This is a genomic window from Streptomyces sp. NPDC057543, assembly GCF_042801895.1.
Lineage (GTDB): Bacteria > Actinomycetota > Actinomycetes > Streptomycetales > Streptomycetaceae > Streptomyces.
On sequence record NZ_JBHVFF010000163.1, the window covers coordinates 1 to 19,562 of the forward strand.

Annotated in this window: 20 protein-coding genes and 7 pseudogenes; 8 read left to right on the forward strand and 19 right to left on the reverse strand. The window is 66.5% G+C overall.

Translation table 11 applies throughout. The annotated features are described in order from the left end of the window. Positions 1-86 precede the first annotated feature (86 nt). A pseudogene (locus tag ACFU8Q_RS25020) lies at positions 87-317 on the reverse strand (IS6 family transposase); the annotation flags it as partial. A gap of 147 nt (positions 318-464) precedes the next feature. Between ACFU8Q_RS25020 and ACFU8Q_RS25025 the strand changes: the two are divergent. Further along, positions 465-806, forward strand: a complete 342-nt coding sequence (locus ACFU8Q_RS25025) for a hypothetical protein (RefSeq protein ID WP_384457622.1) — start codon at positions 465-467, stop codon at positions 804-806. Positions 807-1,014: 208 nt separating this feature from the next. Here the strand turns inward: ACFU8Q_RS25025 and ACFU8Q_RS25030 are convergent, their stop codons facing one another. The 4 genes and pseudogenes from ACFU8Q_RS25030 to ACFU8Q_RS25045 form a co-directional block, all read right to left on the reverse strand. Continuing rightward, positions 1,015-1,455 carry a VOC family protein gene (locus ACFU8Q_RS25030; RefSeq protein WP_384457624.1) on the reverse strand — a complete coding sequence of 147 codons (441 nt, stop codon included), beginning with the start codon at positions 1,453-1,455 and terminating at the stop codon, positions 1,015-1,017. 507 nt (positions 1,456-1,962) lie between these two features. Then, positions 1,963-2,233, reverse strand: a pseudogene (locus ACFU8Q_RS25035) (type I-E CRISPR-associated endoribonuclease Cas2); the annotation flags it as partial. A 43-nt stretch (positions 2,234-2,276) separates the two neighbouring features. Beyond that, positions 2,277-2,876 carry an SMI1/KNR4 family protein gene (locus ACFU8Q_RS25040; protein WP_384457626.1) on the reverse strand — a complete coding sequence of 200 codons (600 nt, stop codon included), beginning with the start codon at positions 2,874-2,876 and terminating at the stop codon, positions 2,277-2,279. A 75-nt stretch (positions 2,877-2,951) separates the two neighbouring features. Continuing rightward, positions 2,952-3,762 (reverse strand): annotated as a pseudogene (locus ACFU8Q_RS25045) (IS5 family transposase). 241 nt (positions 3,763-4,003) lie between these two features. Here ACFU8Q_RS25045 and ACFU8Q_RS25050 point away from each other — a divergent pair. Next, positions 4,004-4,381: a hypothetical protein gene (locus tag ACFU8Q_RS25050; RefSeq protein WP_384457628.1), complete on the forward strand. Its 378-nt coding sequence runs from the start codon at positions 4,004-4,006 to the stop codon at positions 4,379-4,381. A gap of 175 nt (positions 4,382-4,556) precedes the next feature. On the opposite strand, the gene ACFU8Q_RS25055 is transcribed toward ACFU8Q_RS25050, so the two are convergent. Beyond that, positions 4,557-4,778 (reverse strand): hypothetical protein, encoded by a 222-nt coding sequence (locus ACFU8Q_RS25055; RefSeq protein WP_384457630.1) that lies wholly within the window; start codon positions 4,776-4,778, stop codon positions 4,557-4,559. A gap of 230 nt (positions 4,779-5,008) precedes the next feature. Then, a complete protein-coding gene (locus ACFU8Q_RS25060; RefSeq protein ID WP_384457633.1) occupies positions 5,009-5,497 on the reverse strand; it encodes a DUF6882 domain-containing protein in 489 nt (162 codons plus the stop codon). 300 nt (positions 5,498-5,797) lie between these two features. Here ACFU8Q_RS25060 and ACFU8Q_RS25065 point away from each other — a divergent pair, with 300 nt between their 5' ends. After that, entirely contained in the window at positions 5,798-6,562 is a 765-nt protein-coding gene (locus ACFU8Q_RS25065; protein WP_384457635.1) for a MerR family transcriptional regulator, read from the forward strand. 29 nt (positions 6,563-6,591) lie between these two features. Here the strand turns inward: ACFU8Q_RS25065 and ACFU8Q_RS25070 are convergent. The 5 genes and pseudogenes from ACFU8Q_RS25070 to ACFU8Q_RS25090 all read right to left on the reverse strand — a co-directional run. After that, positions 6,592-6,952 (reverse strand): annotated as a pseudogene (locus ACFU8Q_RS25070) (transposase); the annotation flags it as partial. 230 nt (positions 6,953-7,182) lie between these two features. Continuing rightward, positions 7,183-7,866, reverse strand: a complete 684-nt coding sequence (locus ACFU8Q_RS25075; protein ID WP_384457637.1) for an NAD-dependent epimerase/dehydratase family protein — start codon at positions 7,864-7,866, stop codon at positions 7,183-7,185. Positions 7,867-7,916: 50 nt separating this feature from the next. Then, on the reverse strand, positions 7,917-8,294 hold the full coding sequence (locus ACFU8Q_RS25080; protein ID WP_384457639.1) for a toxin Doc: 378 nt from the start codon (positions 8,292-8,294) through the stop codon (positions 7,917-7,919). A gap of 2 nt (positions 8,295-8,296) precedes the next feature. Next, complete coding sequence (locus ACFU8Q_RS25085; protein WP_384457641.1) at positions 8,297-8,542, reverse strand: antitoxin MazE7; 246 nt, start codon at positions 8,540-8,542, stop codon at positions 8,297-8,299. Between the two features lie 58 nt (positions 8,543-8,600). Next, a complete protein-coding gene (locus ACFU8Q_RS25090; RefSeq protein WP_384457643.1) occupies positions 8,601-8,816 on the reverse strand; it encodes a hypothetical protein in 216 nt (71 codons plus the stop codon). Positions 8,817-9,037: 221 nt separating this feature from the next. On the opposite strand from ACFU8Q_RS25090, the gene ACFU8Q_RS25095 reads away from it, so the two are divergent. After that, entirely contained in the window at positions 9,038-10,636 is a 1,599-nt protein-coding gene (locus ACFU8Q_RS25095; protein ID WP_384457645.1) for an ISL3 family transposase, read from the forward strand. 96 nt (positions 10,637-10,732) lie between these two features. Here the strand turns inward: ACFU8Q_RS25095 and ACFU8Q_RS25100 are convergent, their stop codons facing one another. From ACFU8Q_RS25100 to ACFU8Q_RS25110, 3 genes are all read right to left on the reverse strand, one after another. Then, positions 10,733-11,209, reverse strand: coding sequence for a GNAT family N-acetyltransferase (locus tag ACFU8Q_RS25100; protein ID WP_384457647.1), 477 nt, complete (start codon positions 11,207-11,209; stop codon positions 10,733-10,735). Between the two features lie 344 nt (positions 11,210-11,553). Next, positions 11,554-12,243 (reverse strand): hypothetical protein, encoded by a 690-nt coding sequence (locus ACFU8Q_RS25105; RefSeq protein WP_384457649.1) that lies wholly within the window; start codon positions 12,241-12,243, stop codon positions 11,554-11,556. 844 nt (positions 12,244-13,087) lie between these two features. Next, entirely contained in the window at positions 13,088-13,588 is a 501-nt protein-coding gene (locus ACFU8Q_RS25110; RefSeq protein ID WP_384457651.1) for a hypothetical protein, read from the reverse strand. Between the two features lie 1,026 nt (positions 13,589-14,614). Here ACFU8Q_RS25110 and ACFU8Q_RS25115 point away from each other — a divergent pair. Continuing rightward, positions 14,615-15,163, forward strand: coding sequence for a PH domain-containing protein (locus tag ACFU8Q_RS25115; protein ID WP_384457653.1), 549 nt, complete (start codon positions 14,615-14,617; stop codon positions 15,161-15,163). A 19-nt stretch (positions 15,164-15,182) separates the two neighbouring features. Here ACFU8Q_RS25115 and ACFU8Q_RS25120 read toward each other — a convergent pair whose 3' ends face one another. The 3 genes and pseudogenes from ACFU8Q_RS25120 to ACFU8Q_RS25130 all read right to left on the reverse strand — a co-directional run. Beyond that, positions 15,183-15,572, reverse strand: a complete 390-nt coding sequence (locus ACFU8Q_RS25120) for a GNAT family N-acetyltransferase (RefSeq protein ID WP_384457660.1) — start codon at positions 15,570-15,572, stop codon at positions 15,183-15,185. A 3-nt stretch (positions 15,573-15,575) separates the two neighbouring features. Further along, the gene (locus ACFU8Q_RS25125; RefSeq protein WP_384457655.1) at positions 15,576-15,782 is read right to left on the reverse strand and encodes a GNAT family N-acetyltransferase; all 207 of its coding nucleotides are present in this window, start codon (positions 15,780-15,782) and stop codon (positions 15,576-15,578) included. Between the two features lie 157 nt (positions 15,783-15,939). Then, a pseudogene (locus tag ACFU8Q_RS25130) lies at positions 15,940-16,329 on the reverse strand (integrase core domain-containing protein); the annotation flags it as partial. 280 nt (positions 16,330-16,609) lie between these two features. On the opposite strand from ACFU8Q_RS25130, the gene ACFU8Q_RS25135 reads away from it, so the two are divergent. Further along, complete coding sequence (locus ACFU8Q_RS25135; RefSeq protein ID WP_384457657.1) at positions 16,610-16,792, forward strand: hypothetical protein; 183 nt, start codon at positions 16,610-16,612, stop codon at positions 16,790-16,792. Positions 16,793-17,217: 425 nt separating this feature from the next. Continuing rightward, positions 17,218-17,460 carry a hypothetical protein gene (locus ACFU8Q_RS25140; protein WP_266752715.1) on the forward strand — a complete coding sequence of 81 codons (243 nt, stop codon included), beginning with the start codon at positions 17,218-17,220 and terminating at the stop codon, positions 17,458-17,460. A 577-nt stretch (positions 17,461-18,037) separates the two neighbouring features. On the opposite strand, the pseudogene ACFU8Q_RS25145 reads toward ACFU8Q_RS25140, so the two are convergent. Next, positions 18,038-18,697: pseudogene (locus ACFU8Q_RS25145) on the reverse strand (MSMEG_1061 family FMN-dependent PPOX-type flavoprotein). A 378-nt stretch (positions 18,698-19,075) separates the two neighbouring features. Between ACFU8Q_RS25145 and ACFU8Q_RS25150 the strand changes: the two are divergent. Further along, positions 19,076-19,562 (forward strand): annotated as a pseudogene (locus ACFU8Q_RS25150) (integrase); the annotation flags it as partial.

Genomic DNA, 19,562 nt, shown 5'->3' on the forward strand with positions numbered 1-19,562 from the left:
ACGGCAGCCACTTGTCAGCCACACCCAGCTCCCCTGGGTGCCCTCACCCTACGAACGGGAGGACCAACCCGGGCAAGAAGGTAGAGCCACTTGTCACCCGGCTGCACACGCCGGCGGCGCAGGCCGTTAGCGTAGGCCTGTCCGAACTTCGTACACCAGCGGCGGACCGTCTCGTGGGAGACGAGCACGCCGCGCTCAAGCATCAGCTCCTCGACCTCGCGGAACGACAGCGGGAAACGGAAGTACAGCCACACGCAGTGCGCGATGATCTCCACCGGATACCGGTGCCCCTTGTACGACGGCGGCGCGCTGTCCACGGACGACCCCTCCCAGCATGACCAACCCGAAGATCATCCCACCCGGTCAGTCAACGTGACAGTGCCGCCTGTCGCGCCCCGCTCTGCGACGATTTGTGCGTGAGCAAGTAAGAGCGGGACATACTGACCAAGTCTGAAGAAGCCTTCATGGTCAATTCCTATGAGAGTGACATCCTGCCTGGTATCTGGGGTGATCTCGACGAAGCCGACCAGTCCCGACCGGTCAACGAGCTGGCGGGAATCTTGCTCGCTCTCATCGATCGTGGGTGGATTCAGGACCGCCGACTCGCGCCGTGGACCTCCCCCTCTGGGGAGAATGGCTTTCAGCCTGGCGAACTGGTGCCTCGGGATCAGCTTCTGGCGATACTCGAAGATGCGGCCACCTGGGAGTATCCCGAAGACGGGAACTGGATTGGCGCGTTGACCCTGGTCGAGACCGAAGCGGGAAAGAAAATCACTCGGCTGTATCCCGAGGAAAGGGCCGCGTAGACCGTCGTAGCGGGAATCCTCAGACCGCTGCCAACGGTCGGCCGCCCCAGCGAAGGCCCTTCTCGCTGCGGATGCGAGCTCGTTCGCGGCGTTGGGTCCTTGGCGACGTAGGCCAGGCGGGTCACGTCACGGGCAGGCAGCTCCTGGCTGATCGGGCGGTTCAGAACCTCGATGATCTCGTTCGGCTGCATGGTTCGGTTCCTCCTTCTCAGCGCAGTTGCTCGGCCAGTCCCACGATGATGCCCTCCGGGCCGCGGAGGTAGCAGAGCAGATGGCTGTCCTCGAACCGGGCGATCTCGCCGACGAGTTCGGCGCCGTGAGGGCGCAGGCGGGCAACGGTGTCCTCGATGTCGTCGACGGCGAACATGACGCGGTGGGTGCCCAGAATGTTGTGCGGCCGGTTGCGCGGCCCGGCGCTGATCACCGCAGGGCTGCGGTACTTCGCCAGCTCGAGCCGGCTGTGACCGTCCGGGGTCCGGACCATCGCGATGTCACAGCGGACGCCATCGAGTCCGGTGCACTGGTCGGCGAAGAGGCCCTCGATCTCCGCCCTGCCCTCCAGCTCCATACCGAGTTCCACGAAGAACGCGATGGCGGCATCCATGTCCTCGACGACGATGCCGACGTTGTCCATCCGCTGAATCGCCATGCTGGCTTCTCCTTCTTCCTAGTGCGGCCGGTGGTGCCGCTGATGTTCCCTGGGACGGAGCCGGTGACACGTTCTCGGCATCCTCAGACCGCCGAACGACGAAAAATCTGGATCACGCCTCAGCACCGCTACAGCAGACCCGCGAGCCAGGCGCCACCACCGAGGGTGAGTGCGGCGCAGGTGGCCGCTCCCACGAAGACATCGGTGCCGCCTTGGCAGGCGCGGAGGTGATGGGTGAGCGACGGGCGGAAGCAGAGGACAGAGGTAGCTGCCTCAGTCTGTGCGTAGGGACCATCCCCACGGGTGCGGGGCACCCTCCTGCAGGGACCATCCCCGCGGGTGCGGGGAGCAGCCGACGGCCTTCGTCGAAGCGACGCGCCGCGCGGGACCATACCCGCGGGCGCGGGGAGCAGGCTCCGCGACCTGCCGCTTTAGCGCGGGCGTAGGCCGTTCCTGGAGTACTTTTACATATTCCGGCAAATCAACCAACCAGCGCATTACCGGCATTCATGCCCTCCCGAAGCGGCGTCGCTTGGAGGCCTTGCTCCAGCCCGGCTTCGGGCTCTCGCTCCGTGGTGCCGCCGCAGCGTTCGGGCGGCGGATCAGCGTCAGGCCCTCGTGATCGACGGGGTGCCAGTTGTGGTCGTGGCTCCGGAAGGTGAAGCCCTGCTCGTTGTTCGTCGTATTGGGCGAGCAGGGCCCGGCCCTGGCTCGCATACTGCTGTACCTCATCCCACAGCACGTCGCGGATTCTCGCCGACGGGTTGCCGATGAAGAGGTGATCTCATTAGGGCTGCCGTGGCGAGTGGAGCGGTGGCCTCTCACATGCCGCGGTCTGGGCCGTACCAAGGCTCGGGGCGTTCGTCGGCGGACATCGGCAGGCGCCGCAACTGCACGGGGCCGGGGTAAAAGGCTGCGCTGTTGGGTCCGGTCATGTCCTCGCCGATGAGGTAGCGGTAGAGCCATTCTGCGAAGCTCATGCGGTGCTCTGCCCAGGTCTCGTCATAGTTCACCAGGAGCCTTGGGGCATTGGTGCCAGCGAGCAGGAAGATGGTCTCTCCTCGGTCGGTGCTCGCGATCGGCCACAGCCCGTTGCGGGTGCCAAAGCTCAGCTCGTCGAGTCCGAAGAGCTGGCGGGGGTCTTCATCCGCGTCGAGGTCGAGGTCGTCCCACGACACCTCGGACCACGCCTGGATCTTGCCCCGGATGTCTTGGCCCAGGTTCCATCGCTCGGTCGCGGGGTGGGAGAGATACAGGTGCCCGTTGATCTGAATGGGGGCGAACGCGTCCACAAGAACCCGGTAATCGCGAGGCAGTTGTATGCCGAGCTCTGCGTGGAGACGGTCCCAGGCAGCCGGGTCCGCATGGCGGTTCTGGGCCGGGCCGAGCATCGCCATGGCAGCGGCCAGGTAGTCAGTCATGAGTTCCTCGATGATGTGTGCTGGGCGCGGCCCCTCGCGTTGGGCCGGCGTCGTATGAGGGCCGTACTCTACGGATCACGTCGAGTTGACGGCCTTCGCAAGCCTGCGATAGCAGATCAAGGTGGCGGCGATTCCGGCGAAGGCGAGGGAGTGTTCTGCCTTGCGTTCGTACCGACAGTGCAGGCGACGGCACCCGGCCAGCCACGCAACTGTCCGCTCCACGGTCCACCGATGGCGGCCCAGCCGATGAGAGGGCTCGATGCCCTTGCGGGCGATGCGCGGGATGATGTTCCGGGCCCGGAGCCATCGGCGCAGATGGTCGTAGTCATAGCCCTTGTCGGCGTGGAGCCTGTCAGGCCGTCGCCGTCGCGGGCCGCGTCGAGAGCGGATCGGCGGGATACCCCGTACCAGGGGTTCCAGCCCCTGGCTGTCATGAGTATTTGCCGCAGAGATCCCGATGGAGAGAGGCAGACCAGTCCGCTCGGTGATTAAGTGGATCTTTGAGCCCTTCTTGCCGCGATCTACGGGATTCGGACCCGTCAGATCCCCCCTTTCGTCGCCCGCATGTTCACCGAGTCAATCGCGCATCGGGACCAGTCCAACTCCCCTCGGACACCGAGTTCGTCCAGCACCAGGCGGTGAAGCTTGCCCCACACCCTGGCCCGGCTCCACTCGGTGAACCGCCGGTGTGCAGTCGGCCTGGATGGGCCGAGCCCGTAGGCAGCTGTCTCCACGTACAGCCTGTCGTGGCCACGAACACGATGGCCGCCAGCACCTGCCGGTCCCCATACCTGCGGCGACCCCCACCCTGAGGCCGTACCGGAGCGGCTGGAACCACCCGTTGGAACAACTCCCACAATCCGTCCGGCACCAGACGCTCTACCATCGCCATCACGACGATCACTCTAGCGATCAAGCCAGTTGAGACGGTCTCTAAAGACAACACGTCCATGCATCCCCCCAGGCCACGGTGTCATCATGCGCCGCCAGGTTAGTGGGACAACCCTGCCCACCTTCGATGGCGCGAACCGCGCAGTGAGGAATAGTCAAGACCTGTGGATCGGCGTGTCACGCGACTTGAGCATCACCTCCTGATTCGCGGGGCGTGAGACCCGTATCGTCCAGACATGGACACCACTGCTTCACCCCGCGTCCTCGTCATTGGGCTTGATCCGTATCGGGTGCCCGGGCCGTGGGATCCCGAGCCGGTAGCCAAGGCGATCGAGGCGGGACTGACCAAGTTCGCCGAACATGGCGTGGGCGTCGAGACCTGCCTAATCGGCCTTGATGGAAGTGACAACGTGGAAGTGGTCGTCGGGAATGCGCTGCGAGCCCATCCGTGGGAGTGCGTCACCGTCGGCGGCGGCCTGCGGCACTCAGACGATCAAGTTGAACTTCTCGAGCAAGTAATCAACCTGGTTCGGCGGCACGCACCCGATGCGGCCATCGCGTTCAACAGCACCCCAGCCACTATCTACGAGGCCGCTGCCCGTTGGATCGAGTGACGACAGTCAACTACGGGACTTCAGCGTCACCTCCTGACTCTTCGTCGTGACGCTCGACGAGCTGGCCGCGCTCGAAGCTGGCGCCTGCTCGGACGAGGGCGACGAGGTGGGGTGCGTTGACCGCGCGCCAGCGGACCTGGGCAGACTCCACGAGCTTGATAGCGGTTCGCCGCGGTCAGGGGGCCAGACGGTAGGCGTGCAGGATGGTTTGTTCCACGGTGCCGCCGTCGATGATGCGTGCCGTGGCCTTCAGGGAGACGAAGGAGCCGGAGCCTGCAGACGGGGTGATGGTGACACGGTGGCTCGCGGTGCCGTCCGAGGTGACCGGGGCGTCCTGCCATGTGGCGCCGTCGTCGAAGGAGACCTGCACGGTGAGGCTCTTGGTCCGGGATGTCACGGCGCCGGCCTGCCGTTCCACCCGTGCGGTCCGATCGGTTGCGCCATGCCCTAGCGGCCCGCACACCGCGTCATGGGCTGGGTGTGGGGGCCTCGGTCGCCGACGAGCTGCATGCGTTCCTCAACTCGGCAAAGCGCGTGGAGATCGAGCACCGGGTGGAGGAACAGGTCCTGAACTTGCCGTTTAACGTCCGGCGGCCAGCACCAGCAGCCTGGGAATCCGTGCAACCGTCACTGTCGCTCGGCAGCGAGCGCCAGGTCATGGATCATGAAGTGGAGTTGCACGTCGTCCGTCGACTCCGCCCACAGTCCCTCGGCGTCGACCACGGCGGCCGCGACCATCCGTGCCTCAGCGACGAGTTCGGGGTCGTACTTGAAGCCTGGCCAAGGAAGGACGGGGTAGTCGTTCTCCTCGCCGAACTGCCGCACCCTTTCCATGTCACCCAGGGCGGCGTGCGGGAGTGACTCGTTCGCCCAGGACCACAGCCAGGTCTGCTGGGCAACGCTGACGCTGCCGATCACTGTGAGTCGTCCTGTGAGGAAAACCTTGCCGTCGCGCGACCACGTGATCTGCGCGTCGTCCATCGACCAGTCGTATTGCACGTCTCCGGACAGGCCGAAACGCTCGACCATGAGTGCCTGCCGTGAGCGGGCACGCTCCCGAGCCGCGAGCACGACTGCCTCCCAACCGGAGTGGTCATGCTGCGATCGGTCGTCCACGTTGCCTCCTCGTGCAGAACTGTCGGCAAGATCCTGCCACCCCGCCTGTGGCCAGGACTCCCCTGCCTGGACTTGCCGGTGTCCGGATGGACCACGTGTAGCTCATCCTGTCCGTCGGGGCTTGGTTCCCTCCTGGTGATGCGCGGGTCGGGCGTATGCCTCACCTGTGGCTAGGGCGTGTCCGATGGGTCAGGCATTGGTGCCTGTCCAATAGGGTTTCGGGCTTGCGCTTTCCGTTGCGGCAACTTCTACGGTCATGTGTGTGGCCGGAGAGACCGGCCCGGCGAGGGAGGCACCGGCATGGCCTGGTCGATCGCGGAGGTGGCGCGGATGTCCAAGGTGACATCGCGGACGCTGCGGCATTACGACGAGATCGGCCTGCTGCCGCCCGCATGGATCGGGAGCAACGGGCACCGCTACTACGAGGAGGCCGATCTGCTGCGGTTGCAGCAGATCCTGCTGATGCGGGAGCTGGACCTGGGGCTGCGCGAGATCCAGGCGGTCCTGGACAGCCAGCTCGACCAGGTGGCCGTGCTCCGCGAGCACCACCAACGGCTGCTCGCGGAACGGGACCGGCTGGAGACGCTGGCCCGTACGGTCGGCCGCACCATCGCCGAACTGGAAGAAGGTAAGGACAAGGGTCACATGACGAAGATCAACAAGCCGGAGAACCTGTTCGAGGGGTTCCAGCCCCCCTCCGAGGCCGAGGCCGAGGTACGGGAGCGGTGGCCGCAGGCGTGGGAGCAGTCCCGGCAGGCCGTCGAGGCGATGACCTCCGAGGACACGGAGCGCTGGCAGCGTGAGGTGACGGCGCAGATGATCCGTATGGCGGAGTTCATGGTGGCCGGCACGCCGGTCTCCGACCCGGCGGTACAGGCCGAGGTGGACGCCAACTACCAGGGCATCTGCCGGTTCTGGACCCCGAACGCGGCCGCGTACAAGGGAGTGGGCCAGACCTATGTCGACGACCCGCAGATGCGGGCCAACTTCGACAAGATCGCCGACGGTCTGGCCGTCTACCAGCGCGATGCGATGACCGTGTACGCCGATGCCCGGCTGAGCTGACCGCACGCGCCTAAGGGCTGTTCGGCGGGTCATAAGCGCAGCCAGAGGCGAATGGCTGCGACGGTCACGGTGCCGTGGAAGATGTATGCCCTCTTATCGAATCGGGTGGCTACGGGCACGGAAGCTCTTGAGGGCGTTGATCGTTCGCTCGACTTCATTCCTGCGCTTGTAGAGCGTCTTGTCGAAGCCGGTGGGCCGACCGCCCTGGCTGCCACGGTGCTGTCTGTTGGCCCGCTGGCTCCTCGGTTCGGGGATGGTGTGCTTGATCCGGCGCCTGCGCAGGTACCGGCGGTTACGACGGGATGAGTACGCCTTATCGCCGCTGAGGTGATCAGGCCGGGTGCGCGGGTGACCGCCACCCGGCCGTGGTACGCGAACGCGCTCAAGGACCGGCGTCGCGACTTCACATGCGGCGAACGCGCGCGGACAACAGCACCCTCTGCGAGCGGAGGTACCTTACCGTCCCCCACTGACAATCCACGGTGAGCGCCCTTCTCCGAGAGGAGCCCGTCGGCGAAGCCCTGTGGGCGGCGGAGCCTGACCCGGTAGCCGACCCGGGGTTCTGGGACGTGGTGCACGTACCCGACACCCTGCTCACCCAGATCGTCGACACCACCGCCCTACTCACCGAGTTCGGCACCCGGCTGGACGTCCTCGTGATGACGCCTTCCTTGCGCTGGCCGACCCGGATGCGGCTGGTGGGGTTCTTGACGATGGCCAGGACGGCGGAACGGGCAGAAGCCGACGGTGTCGATCCGGGCACGGTCAGTCGGCCGCTGTCCGTCTCGCTGGACGCGGCTGCGTATCTGACAGGCCGTGATGCTGCCGCCGATCCGGGCACCCGGTCGCCTCCCTACACCTCCGCGACCGCTTCGAGCGGGCTGAGTGCGGCGGCCCGTCGGGCGGGCAGGGCGGCCGCGGCCGCGCCGACGGCGATTGATCGCGACGGGCGCGCGGGCGTGGACCTCAGGACCCATCTGGAACTCTGCCTTTCGGCAGAGCCCGGCGGATGCCGAGGCCATCCAGCGGGCAGCGCAGTCCTTCAGCGTCGAGGCTGCCAGCAGGACGTCGCGGGGCGGCAGATCGGAACTCGATGTGTCGATGACCGCATCCCGTGGGCCGTGCGCTGCGAGCCTTCGCACGTCTTCGATGACGGTTCGGTCCCCGTGAACAGGCTTGACCCCAGGCACGTCCTTTCCGGAGCGGCCCCGGTTGAAGGTTGCCACGTCCCACCCTCTGGCAAGGGCGGCTTCGGCAATGTGCTTGCCCAGGAACCAGGTACCACCCATCACGAGAAGTCTCATGCTCAGAGATCTTGCCCCGTGGCCGCTGTTGAAGAAAGGGAGGCAGATGGTCAGGGAACGCGCCAGGACCTCAGACGATCGGCGATGTCGAAGGTGTCGAGCCGCAAGGCCTTGATGTCCTCGATCATTTGAACCCACTGGGCTTGACCCGCATTGGCGGTCTCGCCGGAGGCCTCGATGTACGCCACGGCGACCGCGTACCCGTACAGCTCGTTCCGGGCGGGCAGCGGCCGCTGCAGCACGATCGTGTCGAGCAGGGCCGCGGCCCGCCAGTAGGCATCGGGGTCGGCCATGTCCAGGTGGGGCGTGTTGACGTGATGCCGGGCGACGGCCGCGACCAGCCCTGAGTAGTCGCGGACCTGCAGGTGTTTACCGAGCACGCGCTCTTGCCGGTCGAGGAGCCACCGGACGTCGATGAGCAGTTCCAAGATCAGGCCGCCCGGCTACTGGCGGGCGCGTCGGGGAGGCCGCCGAACGCCTTGTCGAAGGCGTCGACGAAACCCGGACGACCGAGCGCGGCGTCGAACGACGCGGTCGCTCGACCGAGCAGCGCCTGGTGCTCCTCCTGGTGGGAGAGGTCGTCGAGGTAGGCGGCGAGACTCATGCCGCGGGCCTTGGCGAGAGCCGCGAGGCGGTCCCTCGTGTCCGTGGTGATTCGTACGCTGGTGTCAGCCATGCCGCCAGTATGCACGGGTGTATGCACCTACGCATACACCCTGCCTTGACCTGTATCTTTACGGCTCGGCAGTGTCCTCCTTGAACCTGCCGAAGAGCGGAACGACGTCCATTGCATCGGTCTCGATGGCGTCGACGGTGTCGTCCGGCCGGCTGTAGCGGGAGTCGGGCAGCGGAGATTTTTCGCCCCAGTCGCCCGCCTCGCGCCGGTCGGCAAGGGGCACCTTGGCGCGCTTCATGTCGGTGTTCGGGCCAGCCCGCAGGGAGTGGCTCATCACCTTCAGGCCATTTGGCTTTATCGACCACTCGTGAAGTCACTTCTCGACGGCTTTGGGAGGAGCTTGCCGAGCCCGCACCTCGATATCGACGAGTTCGGGTTCTGGATCAATTTCTGTGGAGCGCACACTCTGCGTGACTATTGATCTTGGTGTTGGCTCTGCGGAGATAGCCCGAAAACAGCCGTCTACGACCACGACTTGGCTGACAGTTCTGAGCCGTGAACGAGGTCATGCTCCGTCTGGAAGACTTGCTCTTCCTGTCGGCTCCGGAGGTTGCGGTGGTGTCGGCGGAAGAAGACGGCGAGGTGATCCGAATTGGGATCAGATGTCGGGCAGTCGGCGCTCTGTGTCCGGGCTGTGGAGCCTGGTCGAACCGAGTGCACGGCTCCTACCTGCGGTTCCCTGCCGATCTGCCCAGTGCGGGACGCCGCGTGGTGCTATCTCTGCAGGTCCGGCGGTTCGCCTGCACGGCCGCTTCGTGCCAACGGCGGACGTTCGCCGAACAGATCCCGGGGCTGACCCGCCGATACAGCCGGTGGACCGAACGGCTGCGGTCGGCACTGGCCGAGGTCGGCCTCGCGCTCGCAGGCCGAGCTGGCGCCCGCATCGCAGATGTCTTCGGGATCTCGGTCAGCCGCGACACCGTGCTGCGGCTGGTCGACGCCCTTCCAGAGCCACAGCCACGGACCCCGTGGGTAGTTGGCGTCGACGAATACGCGATGCGCAAGGGTCGGGTCTACGGGACGGTACTGGTCGACGTCGAGACCGGCCGACCAGTGGACCTGTTGCCTGACCGCGAGTCGACGACGCTCGCAGCCTGGCTCAGCGAACGTCCGGGGATCGAAGTGATCTGCCGCGACCGTGCCCCGTTCTTTGCCGAAGGCGCCCGAGAAGGGGCGCCGACGGCTCTGCAGGTCGCCGACCGCTTTCACCTCTGGCACAACCTCGGCGAGGCCACCGAGCGATGCGTATCGCGGCACCGGGCTTGCCTGCGGGCGCCGTTCACCCTGCCGAGTCAGGAGCCCGCCAAGGTTCCCGAGGCGGCCGAGGGATCGACCACATCACCGTGGCCAACAGGGCATCGGTTCGCAGACCGAACCCGCGAGAAACACGCAATCGTCCACGCGCTGCTGGCCAAGGGCCATAGCAGGCGAGCCATCGGCCGCCAGCTCCACATGACCCACCGGACGGTCAAACGCCTCGCCGACGCTGCAGCCCCGGAAGACCTCTTTCAAGGTCAATGGCAAAACCGGCCCACGAAGCTCGACGACTTCAAGCCCTACCTGCACGAACGATGGGCCGAGGGCTGCACGAACGCGTGGACCCTCTGGGAGGAAATCAAGGTTCACGGATACGCCGGCGGATACGGAACCGTGCGCGCTTACCTCCGCCCCTTCCGCGGATCCACACCGCCGGACGCTCGCCCACCAACTCCTCGGACAGTCACCAAGTGGATCCTGACCCACCCCGATGCTCTTCAGGAGAATGACCGGCTCAAACTCAATTCCGTCCTGGTGCACTGCCCTGAACTGGACGCTCTGACCAGGCACGTCCGTGACTTCGCGCAGATGCTCACCCAGCTCCAGGGCGACCGACTCCTCAAATGGATCACGGCGGTCCGCGCCGACGACTTGCCCAGCATGCACACCTTCGTCAACGGCCTCGAACGTGATCTCGACGCTGTCATCGCGGGCCTCACCCTGCCCTGGAACTCGGGAATCGTCGAAGGCCATGTCAACCGCATCAAAATGATCAAGCGCCAAATGTACGGCCGCGCCGGCTTCCGCCTTCTTCGGAAGAGAGTCCTGTTGTCGTGACGGACAGTGCGGCTTCGCAGTGGTTGGAGCCGGAACCGGGACTCGTGAAACAGCCACTATTGCCCGGTCCTGGGACAGGCCGGGCAAGCTTCGAAGTCAAAGCTGCTGATCCAGGCGCACGTTCATTGGGCTGAAGCCTGCAGCTTGGTAGAACGCACGAGCGCCCTCGTTGAAGTACCAGACGTCCGTGACGAGGCGCCGGCAGCCTGCCGCGCGTCCCACTTCACGTACGGCTTCGAGCAGTGCCGCGCCGACACCACTGCGGGCAGCATCGGGGACTACGGCGATTTGATCCAGAGACACGATGACGTCTGGGTGCTCCAGAGCACTGCCAGGCCGATTCTTGACGCGGGCAAGGGCGTATCCGAGGGCTTCACCTTCCGCCCCATCGGCGAGGAGGGCAGTAACTGACGGATCGGCTATCTGAGTGCGGAAGAAGCCTTCGACGGCACCTGGCTCTGGGGAATCAAGGAACAGGTCGGGACGGTGCCGATTATGCAGGTCATGAACGATCTGGTTGAGGGAGGCCAGCAAGTCAACATCATCTGAAGAAGCAGTACGAATCTGGATCACATCGCCATGTTGGCCGGTTGCTCCCGCCCCTGCCACACGTTTTGGGGCCTGGACCAGCGCACGTCATGCTGACTGAGACGGGGCACACGGAGGGTGATCGACCACAGAAATTGAGCCAGAACCCGAGTACGGGAGGCGCCTCTGACCGAGGTCTGCCTGTCGGCAACGGAGCCAGGCCACCGCGCCACCCGACCCCGTAGCCAGCGTCTTTGTCTGTGACCCGCCCCGATGCCGACGGCGGACGGCTTCGGCCGACGCCGCAGGGTGCCGTCCATCTCATCGACATCCAGGCCCGCCGCCAAGCGTTCGCGCCTCCCAAGCTGCCCGAGAAACGCTGCTCTTCGTCATCGACAGAGCCAGGCCATTGATGTAGGTACCCCGGCGGCGGCCGCGCGCTTCTTCACGATCTCATTGATCGCCCTGCCGGAGAGATGCAGGCCGCGCACCGTGGCGTTGCCGCGCCCCTTCAGGTTGCCCGTCGTCGACAGGGCCCGGAAGAGCGGAAGGACCGGGTTGTCGGCGTCGAGCTCGCGCAGGTCGCCGAGCCAGGCCCGTACGCGCCGTACGATCTGCAGGTCGGCTCGGTCGCGGATGAACCGCCACCTGCCCTCACCGTCGCGGCGAGTCCTGGACTTCGCGGTGTAGGCCCACACGCCGTCGTCAGCCACGCGGAGGTTCCTCACGAGCAGGTCAGCGACCTCGATACCGCGGGACAGCCTGCCGTAAGCGACGGCCAGAAGGGCTGCATCCCGGCGGCCGATCCGCGCGCCCTCGTCGATCTTGTTGAGTACCTGGACCAGGTAGAAGAGGGTGAGGCCCGCGACCTGGTCCCGCTCTCCGCCGGCCGGGATGTACTCCTCCAGGCGGTAGTCCTCGATCAACTGCCGGACGAGGGAGCCGTCCGGCCGCTCGCCCGCCGGGTACCAGGTGACGATGCGGGAGAGATAGGCGAGCAGGCTGTCCGGGCTGTACCGGCTTCGACGACGTTCGCCGTGGTGGTGGCCGGCCGGGCGATCCGCCCCACCTTGACGCACCACTCCTCGAAGCGGTCCCGTGTGGTGTCGCGATCGACACGGGTGTTCCGCGCCGCGCTCCTCGGCGCGGCGCTCGGCCGACGGGGGACGAGAGCCCGAGCCTTCCCTGCAACTCGCTGGGGGTCTTCATCCTGATCGTGGTGGCGCCATTCGTGGCGGCGGCTGGAGCTGTCCTCGGCGCCCTGCTGTCGGTCGGCGCGGTGATGCCGCTCCTGGTCGTGGCCGGCCCGGCTCGGCCGCAGGCTCTCGGGACACGCGGTGTGGTGGTGGGTCCCGGCGCTGGCGGCCGCCGGAACTGCCCTGCCGTCTCTGGCAGCGACGGTGCTCGCAGAGGCCGGTCTCCTGGCGTGCCTCGGCGGGTGGCTCGCGGTGACGGCGGCGCTCGTCGCTACGGCGCTGGTCGCCCGCAAGCTGCAGTTGCTGGAACGCCTGCGGCTCTCCGGTGGCGCGATGCTCGGGCGGGTGGCGTTGTACGGGACGCTCGCTGTCCTCACCGCCAGCACGCTCGCCGGTATCGGCCTGTACGCCGGGATCGAGTACGAGCCACCGCGACTGAGCGCGGAACGGGCCGCCGGGACATGGTCCGACGGAAAGGGCGGCACACTCACCGTGGCCGCCTCACCAACGAGGCCGCCCAGCCTCTCCTCCCCCAGGCGCCGTGCGCGGTCCGTCATCCAAGGCCGGGCTGTGCGCCGCTCCCGACAGAAGGCCGTATGGCATCGGTATTCAGTCAGGCAGGCTGTTCCTCGCCCGCTCCGTGACGTACCCGGTGATCTTTCCGCTGGCACTCCGTCGTGCAACGATGTTGCACTCGTCCAACGCCTTTGTGACGTAAGCGTCCAGCTCAGGCCCGTCCCTCCTCGCCCAAGACCTTGGCGAGGCTCCTGCTGTGGTCCGTATCCTTCCGCCAAAGCCCCGCACACCTGACCAGCCGCAGGGGACAAGAGTTCGACGGCTCAAAGAGGTAGCCGAAGAGGAGACAGCTCTCCATCACGGCACGCGCCATGACCAATGGGGACCAAACCGCGGCAGGCTTGCGGACTATGTCGTGCTCCAGCGCCCGGACATGGTCGAGGGCGGTGTCCCACAACATACCCGCGATTTCGAGCAGCATCCCGTGCAACGCCCCTCGCGCCGTACCTGTTGGGTCCGGAGTGGCATCCATCGTGGCCATCGCAGCCCTGAGCGGCGAATTGACAGAAGGTAGTCCTACGTTCGACAGGCCGCCTTCCACCATCTCCCGATAGCCCAGGAGCGTCTCGCCTGCTTCATGGGCAAATTGGTCGGTGATCGGCACTGCGAAGGGGCGGACCCCCGTGTCCTCCGGCATATCGCCATCCGTCATGACAGGAGCGTACGGACATCAGCGGACTGACATGCCGTCAATTTCTGCCTGGGCACCCGTCACCACACGCACGCACGACTGGTTGAGCCGGCCGACCGTCGCGTCTACTTCGGCAGGACCTGCCCGTAGTCCGTCACGTAGAAGCTGTTCTTGCACTCCATGTACGCAGACTCCGACACGTTGTACGGACCGCCAGCTTGCTGATTGCAGAACTTGGACAGGATCTGAAACTTCTGCCCGGCGGATACCCCAGCAGGACGGTCATTCTGCGATTGGGGCGCAGGCCGGTCGTTCTGAGTCCGTCGCTGAGGAGGTTCCGGCGGAGCGTTCGAACTATCGCCGGAGGTCGCTATCGCGCCCCCTATGAAGAACGACGCTGCCGAAAGAACCACCGTGACCGCCACCACGGGCCGCTTCCACCAAGGCCGCACGGGCTTGGGAAACAGGGGCAGAACTGCCGGGGACAAAGGGACGCGCTGGTGGTCGTCCACATCAGCTCCTCTGAACCCTGACCGGCAACCACGTCGCACGAAGAGTCGGGCGAGACACGTTAACCGCGTGACGTGTGCGAGATCTACACGAATGCCGTATCTCGCAGAGACCCTCCCCCGACGTCACCGGAATCGTCATGACGCCCGTCAGGTCACCATGCGGTGGGCTCGCACCACCAACGCCAACGAGTGATCAAGCGAGGAGTGTTGACGTGGTGACGGCCGCGAAGGCACCGAGCGTCGCCGCTCTATGCGGAGGCATCAACGCTGTGTTCACCGAAGGCATCCGCCCGACGCCCACGCGACCGCCACCCCGAGATACGCCAGACCGTCCGCCGCTCTGATGCGAGGCGTCTGTCGCCAGGCAACGTTTAGACGTCACGGTCCAGCATTCGAACGGCGCCGCAACGCTCAGTGCTCCTCGCAGCGCCGTTAACAAGGAATTAGGTTCGCCGGGTTGTAGACGGGCGCCACCGTCCGGGTCGGCCGAAGCTGCGTGCCCCTTCTATCCTCGGCCTGACAAGGGGAGGTCGGCATGGCTGGTCAGGGGAAGGGCGGTCCGGATACGGGGCCGTTGGAGATACGCGTCGGCGGGCTGCGGAGGTTTTTCGTTCTGCTGGGGGTGCCGACGTGGTGGGTGCTGCTGCTCGGCCGCCTCCACCGGACGCTCGCTGAGGTGGGCGGCGCCTTCGTCGTAATGCTGCTGGTCGCGGTGGTTGTCCGCCACCTGCGCTGGCGCCGCCGTGGGTGTCTGGTGCGGATCGACGACGACGGTATTACCGTCACCGGGGCGCGGACGGTGGGCTGGAACGAGATCCGCGAGATTCGCGAGGTGCGCCGGGCGGGGTGGCAGGGGCTGGTGCCGATCGCGCGAGAGGGCATCGAACTGCCGCTCTTCGACGTCGTGCTGTTCTGGGTCAGGCCCCGTACGGCGGCGGCCCGCGTGGAACGCCGCTGGGGCGGTCCACTGGTCCTGTTCCCGGCGAAACTGGATGCGGATGGCACCCAGATCATCGATGCGGTACGACGGTTCAGTCAGGGCCTACCCGTACTGGACGAGCAGCGGCAGACCGTCGTCAGTTAGGACCACCACCCCGGCGAACCTATGCGGTCACAGCACTAGTGTGCGACGCCGCCGACCAAGGGCTGTGGCGCGTCACGACGCGCCGTCCACTCCTCGCGGAGCAGCCAAACATCACGCTGTCGTACCACTCTCCGCCCACCCGCACACTGGCACGCCGGCGTCCCTCCTCGACGAGCCCGGCCCTGCGGAAGGCGCGGATGGCGCGTTCGTTGCCGCTCCAGGTGTCCAGCTCGACCCGCCGAAGCCGACATGCCCCGAACAGGTGTCCCAGCAGCAACCGCAGCGCCTCGGACCCATAGCCGCCGCCCCAGCGGTTACGTTCGCCGATGACGATCCCGACCGTCGCCCGCCCGGCGAACGGGTCGATGTCCCGGTAATCAGCTATGCCGATCGGGCAGCCGTTGGCCAGTTCCTACACAGTGAACGTGGCCTCACTACGCGGGGCCTGACGGAGTCGGGCGTCGTGGAAGCGTTCCATGGACTCCCGGGTGATAGGCCCGAAATGCGGGTCACCTCCCGTAGCCCAGTGCACTACCTCCGGGTCGTTGCGCCAGCGCAGATGGGCGTCGAGATCCGCGGCGCGCGGCGCACGTAGTCGTACGAGCCTTCCTTCGATCATGTGGTAATCATATGGATCCCGGAGGCAGTCACAAGATCCGCCGGACAGGCCCTAGAGATCACTCCTTCGCCCAGTGCTGAGTCGACTTCGACGGCTCGCAGGACGCCAGGACCGGCCAGCCGGAGCTCTGCGGATGCCGATTAATCATCCGCCCTGATCAGGCGGCATGTTGATACTCGCGAAGGGTTCCGCCGAGTCGATCTCGTCGGCCGATCTCCAAGTGCTTGATCTGCCCTGGTTCGGGGGTCGATGTGGGCAGCGGGCGGAGCGGAGCGGCTTGCCCCAGAGCCCGGTGGGGGCGATGGCCGTTGTAAAACGACTCGAACTCGCGCAGGGCGTGGAGTAGGTGCCGTTGGTCCCATATGAGGGTGCGGTCCAGCAGCTCACGTCGACAGGTTTGTATCTATCGCTCCATGATCGAATTCATCCTCGGCATCCGGATACCGCTGAGGATGACCTCCAGCCCGGCCTCGGCCATCACGGCGTCGAAGGCCTTGGTGAACTTGGAGTCCCGGTCGCGGATCAAGAACTTGGCTGCGCTGCCTGCGCGAGGGCGGGGTGCTCTCCGAGGACTAGCGGGCGCACGGCCTGGCGGAGCTCCCGGCCGAGCTGGAGCGCCGGGACCGGGCACGAGGACGCGTCCACAGTGACCGGTGGATGCGGGTGCTCCTGGAGCGCGCGGCCGGCGAGAGGGCGCGGGCGCAGGTGGCAGCGCAGGTGGTGGCGCAGGTGGTGGTGCAGGCGGTGCTGCCCGGGGCGTTGCGGATGACGCAGCGGCTGCTGCGCGCGGGCGGGGACAAGTCGTCGTCGCCAGCCTCTACCAGGTCGTGCGCCGGTACCCGCTGTGGCGGAAGGGCGGGGCCGCGGCAACGCTGCTCCTGGAGACGCTGCACCTGGCGAGCCGCGAACTGAACGCGGAGGCCGAGCCGGACACGCTGCCGTGGCACCCCGTCCTCGAGTCCACGGTCCTGCCCAGTGAACCGGCGACGGCGGACGATCCACCGCGGTGACCTTCGGGGAGTTCACCGGCTCGCCCTTCATCACGGTGCCGTGGTCCTGATGGCAGAGCATCGTCACCTTGATGTTGGACAGCGCCGTGTTGCCCGCGTACGCCTCCAGCTCAGGTCGAGCTGGAGGCGTACGTCCAGTTCCGGGCCCCACATCCCCCGGTGCGGGGCGTGCCCGTCTCCGGGCACCGGGCTCTCCACAAGCCTCGATTAGGATACTCCGATTCTTTAACCGAGATCCATCGGGCCCCGAACGTGGGCGCGAGGACGCTACGCGAGTGATTCCGGCAGAACGGTCGGGTCGCAGTCCACGCGCCGCCAGAGGATCGGTGCGCCCTTTCGCTAACGTTCAGGGCGCCGCGCGTTCGCGGGCGAGCGAACGTACAAGCGCCCCAGCTCATCGATTCCGGCAGCAAGGAATGATCACCATGGCCGTGTGCGAGGTCTGCCACAACGACTACGAGCTGGCGTTCGAAGTACGTGCCGCGGGAGGGGCGGTCCACGTCTTCGACAGCATCGAGTGCGCCGCCCAGAAGATCGCCCCGACCTGTGTCAACTGCCAGTGCCGCATCCTCGGCCACGGCATGCAAGCCGATGGACAGTTCTTCTGCTGCGCCCACTGCGCGCGTGAGAAAGGTTTGTCCCAGTCCCAGCTCGTGGATCACGCCTGAACCCCTCGGCCCGGGGACCTCACCGGGCCTTTGCGGGACACCCTTCTCTCTTCTCTGCGTACGGTGTTGCGGCCCGGTCGGTCAGCCGGTAGACAGCGCTTCGAGGAGGTCTCCCACGGCCGGATCGGGCAGGCCAGTCCTTAGCTTAGGACCCCCAGGCCGTTAGTGACACCAGGTCAACCCTTTGATCTTCAGGCCCCATCAACGACCCACACCGCCCCCGAACACGCATGGATCCTTGTGCCCAGGGCCTGGCCGATTTAGGCCCCGCCCTCTACCCCGTCGTCAGCGTTGCGCGTTGACTCTGTTCGCAAGGTGGTGCCGGATCGCGGAAAGGACATAGCGATGCCCCCTGGCGAACCGCAAGACGGAGCACCTGCGGTTCACCACTCACCGCAGCGGACTGTCCCCGCCGGCGGGGACATGACCCCGTCCGACGGCGGCCAGGACCATGCGCCGGAGTTCCACCGGCTCCAGAGCTTCGACTTCGGCTAACGGGCTGACCCGCGATTGGCCTCGGGGCGTGCTGGTCTGGGGGTTCGGCTGGCTGGTGGTTCAGCAATCGCTGGTTGGCTCGCTACTCGTACCGGTACTTCAGCGAATCCGCTTCTGCCTGCTCGATGTCAGCGATCGTCAGCTCCGGCATCCGCAGCTGGGCCAGCGTCGCCTCGGCCGAGGTCGGCTGGGTGTCCACCGGCAGCCACTGCTCCGGCTTCCAGGCCCCACTGCGCAGGAGCGACTTGGGGCAGTGCGGGTAGACCTCCTCGATCCCCAGCACCAGCGCACTGGCCGGCGGCTTGCCCACTGCGGTCAGCTGCGCCAGCAGGTCAGGGCGGGTGGAGACGCAGGCCCGGCCGTTCACCCTGAGCGTTGTGGTGCGCCCCGGGATGACGAACAGCAGCCCGGCCCGTCCGGTTTCGATGACGTTTTGCAGGGTGTCCAGGCGCTTGTTGCCGGTCGCGTCCGGTATCGCCACCGTCCGTGCGTCCAGGACGGCGACGAACCCAGCGGGGCCACCGCGCGGGGAGACGTCACAGTTGCCCTCGGCGTCTGCGCTAGCGACCAGGACCAGTGATCAACAGCCGATCAACCGCTGGGTCTGTTCGGTGAGTTCGGTCATCTGCTTGCGAACGGCCGCGTCGCCGGGGAGTTCGTAGGCCCGACGCAGCGTCTCCTTGTCGGGCACGGCGTCGAGGCGGAGCAAGTCGAAGGCGCTGCTGGTATGCGGTGTCGTCATGCCTCCGACCCTATGGGGCCGACCTGCGATTGATCTCGGCGGTGAGTGTGGGGACATAGAGACGGCTTCGCGAGTCGTCGGGCGTGTGAAAATCAAACAGGCCCGCGCGGCAATGTCTCATCCTGCTTTCTGCGGTCTCGCGCCAACATCTGGGCGAGTTGGTCGCGGAACTCGCCCCGCGCTGGGTGGCGCGCTGTGAGTCCGGGCGTCATGGGCGACGTGAGGGCGACCGTCGGCGGGAGGCGGGGGCCGGGCCGAAGTACGAATTTGTCTTCGCCGACCGGCTCCTGGTGACACTGGTCCTGTGGGGCTCGTAAAATCGCTGCTGGTCAGCACCCGCCTCCAGGGTCGTCGGTGGGGACTTGTAATGCTGCCCTGATGATCGTGTCCCTGCTCTACCGCACCGCCCGCGCACTGTTGTCCGTCCCCGCGATCCTACTGCGTCGAGACACCGCCAAGGATGCCGAACTGCTGGTGCTGCGGCACGAGAATGCCATCCTGCGCAGGCATGTGAAGGGCAGGGTGCGCTATGAGCCGGCCGACCGATTCTGGCTCGCCGCCCTCAGCTCGCTGATACCGCATGCCCGCTGGGCCGCCGTCTTCCCCGTCACCCCCGGCACTTTGCTGGCCTGGCACCGCGACCGCCAGGAAGTGGGACTACTCCGCCCGCAGCTCCCGCACCGGACGGCCGCCGACGGCGGCCGCACTCAAGAGTATCGTGCTGCGCCTGGCCGATGAAAATCCCCGCTGGGGCCACCGCCGCATCCAGAGCGAACTGGCCCGACCCGGGAACCTCATCGCGGCCTCAACGGTCTGGGAGATCCTGCACGCAGCAGGCATCGACCCGGCCCCGCGCCGCTCCGGC

Excerpts from the sequence above, each read along its gene's own strand:
- ACFU8Q_RS25025 (WP_384457622.1), top strand. The coding sequence starts at position 465 with ATGGTCAATTCCTATGAGAGTGACATCCTGCCTGGTATCTGGGGTGAT.
- ACFU8Q_RS25125 (WP_384457655.1), bottom strand. The coding sequence starts at position 15,782 with ATGATCGAAGGAAGGCTCGTACGACTACGTGCGCCGCGCGCCGCGGAT.
- ACFU8Q_RS25065 (WP_384457635.1), top strand. The coding sequence starts at position 5,798 with ATGGCCTGGTCGATCGCGGAGGTGGCGCGGATGTCCAAGGTGACATCG.
- ACFU8Q_RS25030 (WP_384457624.1), bottom strand. The coding sequence starts at position 1,455 with ATGGCGATTCAGCGGATGGACAACGTCGGCATCGTCGTCGAGGACATG.
- ACFU8Q_RS25050 (WP_384457628.1), top strand. The coding sequence starts at position 4,004 with ATGGACACCACTGCTTCACCCCGCGTCCTCGTCATTGGGCTTGATCCG.
- ACFU8Q_RS25110 (WP_384457651.1), bottom strand. The coding sequence starts at position 13,588 with ATGACGGATGGCGATATGCCGGAGGACACGGGGGTCCGCCCCTTCGCA.
- ACFU8Q_RS25085 (WP_384457641.1), bottom strand. The coding sequence starts at position 8,542 with ATGGCTGACACCAGCGTACGAATCACCACGGACACGAGGGACCGCCTC.
- ACFU8Q_RS25115 (WP_384457653.1), top strand. The coding sequence starts at position 14,615 with ATGGCTGGTCAGGGGAAGGGCGGTCCGGATACGGGGCCGTTGGAGATA.
- ACFU8Q_RS25075 (WP_384457637.1), bottom strand. The coding sequence starts at position 7,866 with ATGAGACTTCTCGTGATGGGTGGTACCTGGTTCCTGGGCAAGCACATT.
- ACFU8Q_RS25140 (WP_266752715.1), top strand. The coding sequence starts at position 17,218 with ATGGCCGTGTGCGAGGTCTGCCACAACGACTACGAGCTGGCGTTCGAA.
- ACFU8Q_RS25090 (WP_384457643.1), bottom strand. The coding sequence starts at position 8,816 with ATGAGCCACTCCCTGCGGGCTGGCCCGAACACCGACATGAAGCGCGCC.
- ACFU8Q_RS25040 (WP_384457626.1), bottom strand. The coding sequence starts at position 2,876 with ATGACTGACTACCTGGCCGCTGCCATGGCGATGCTCGGCCCGGCCCAG.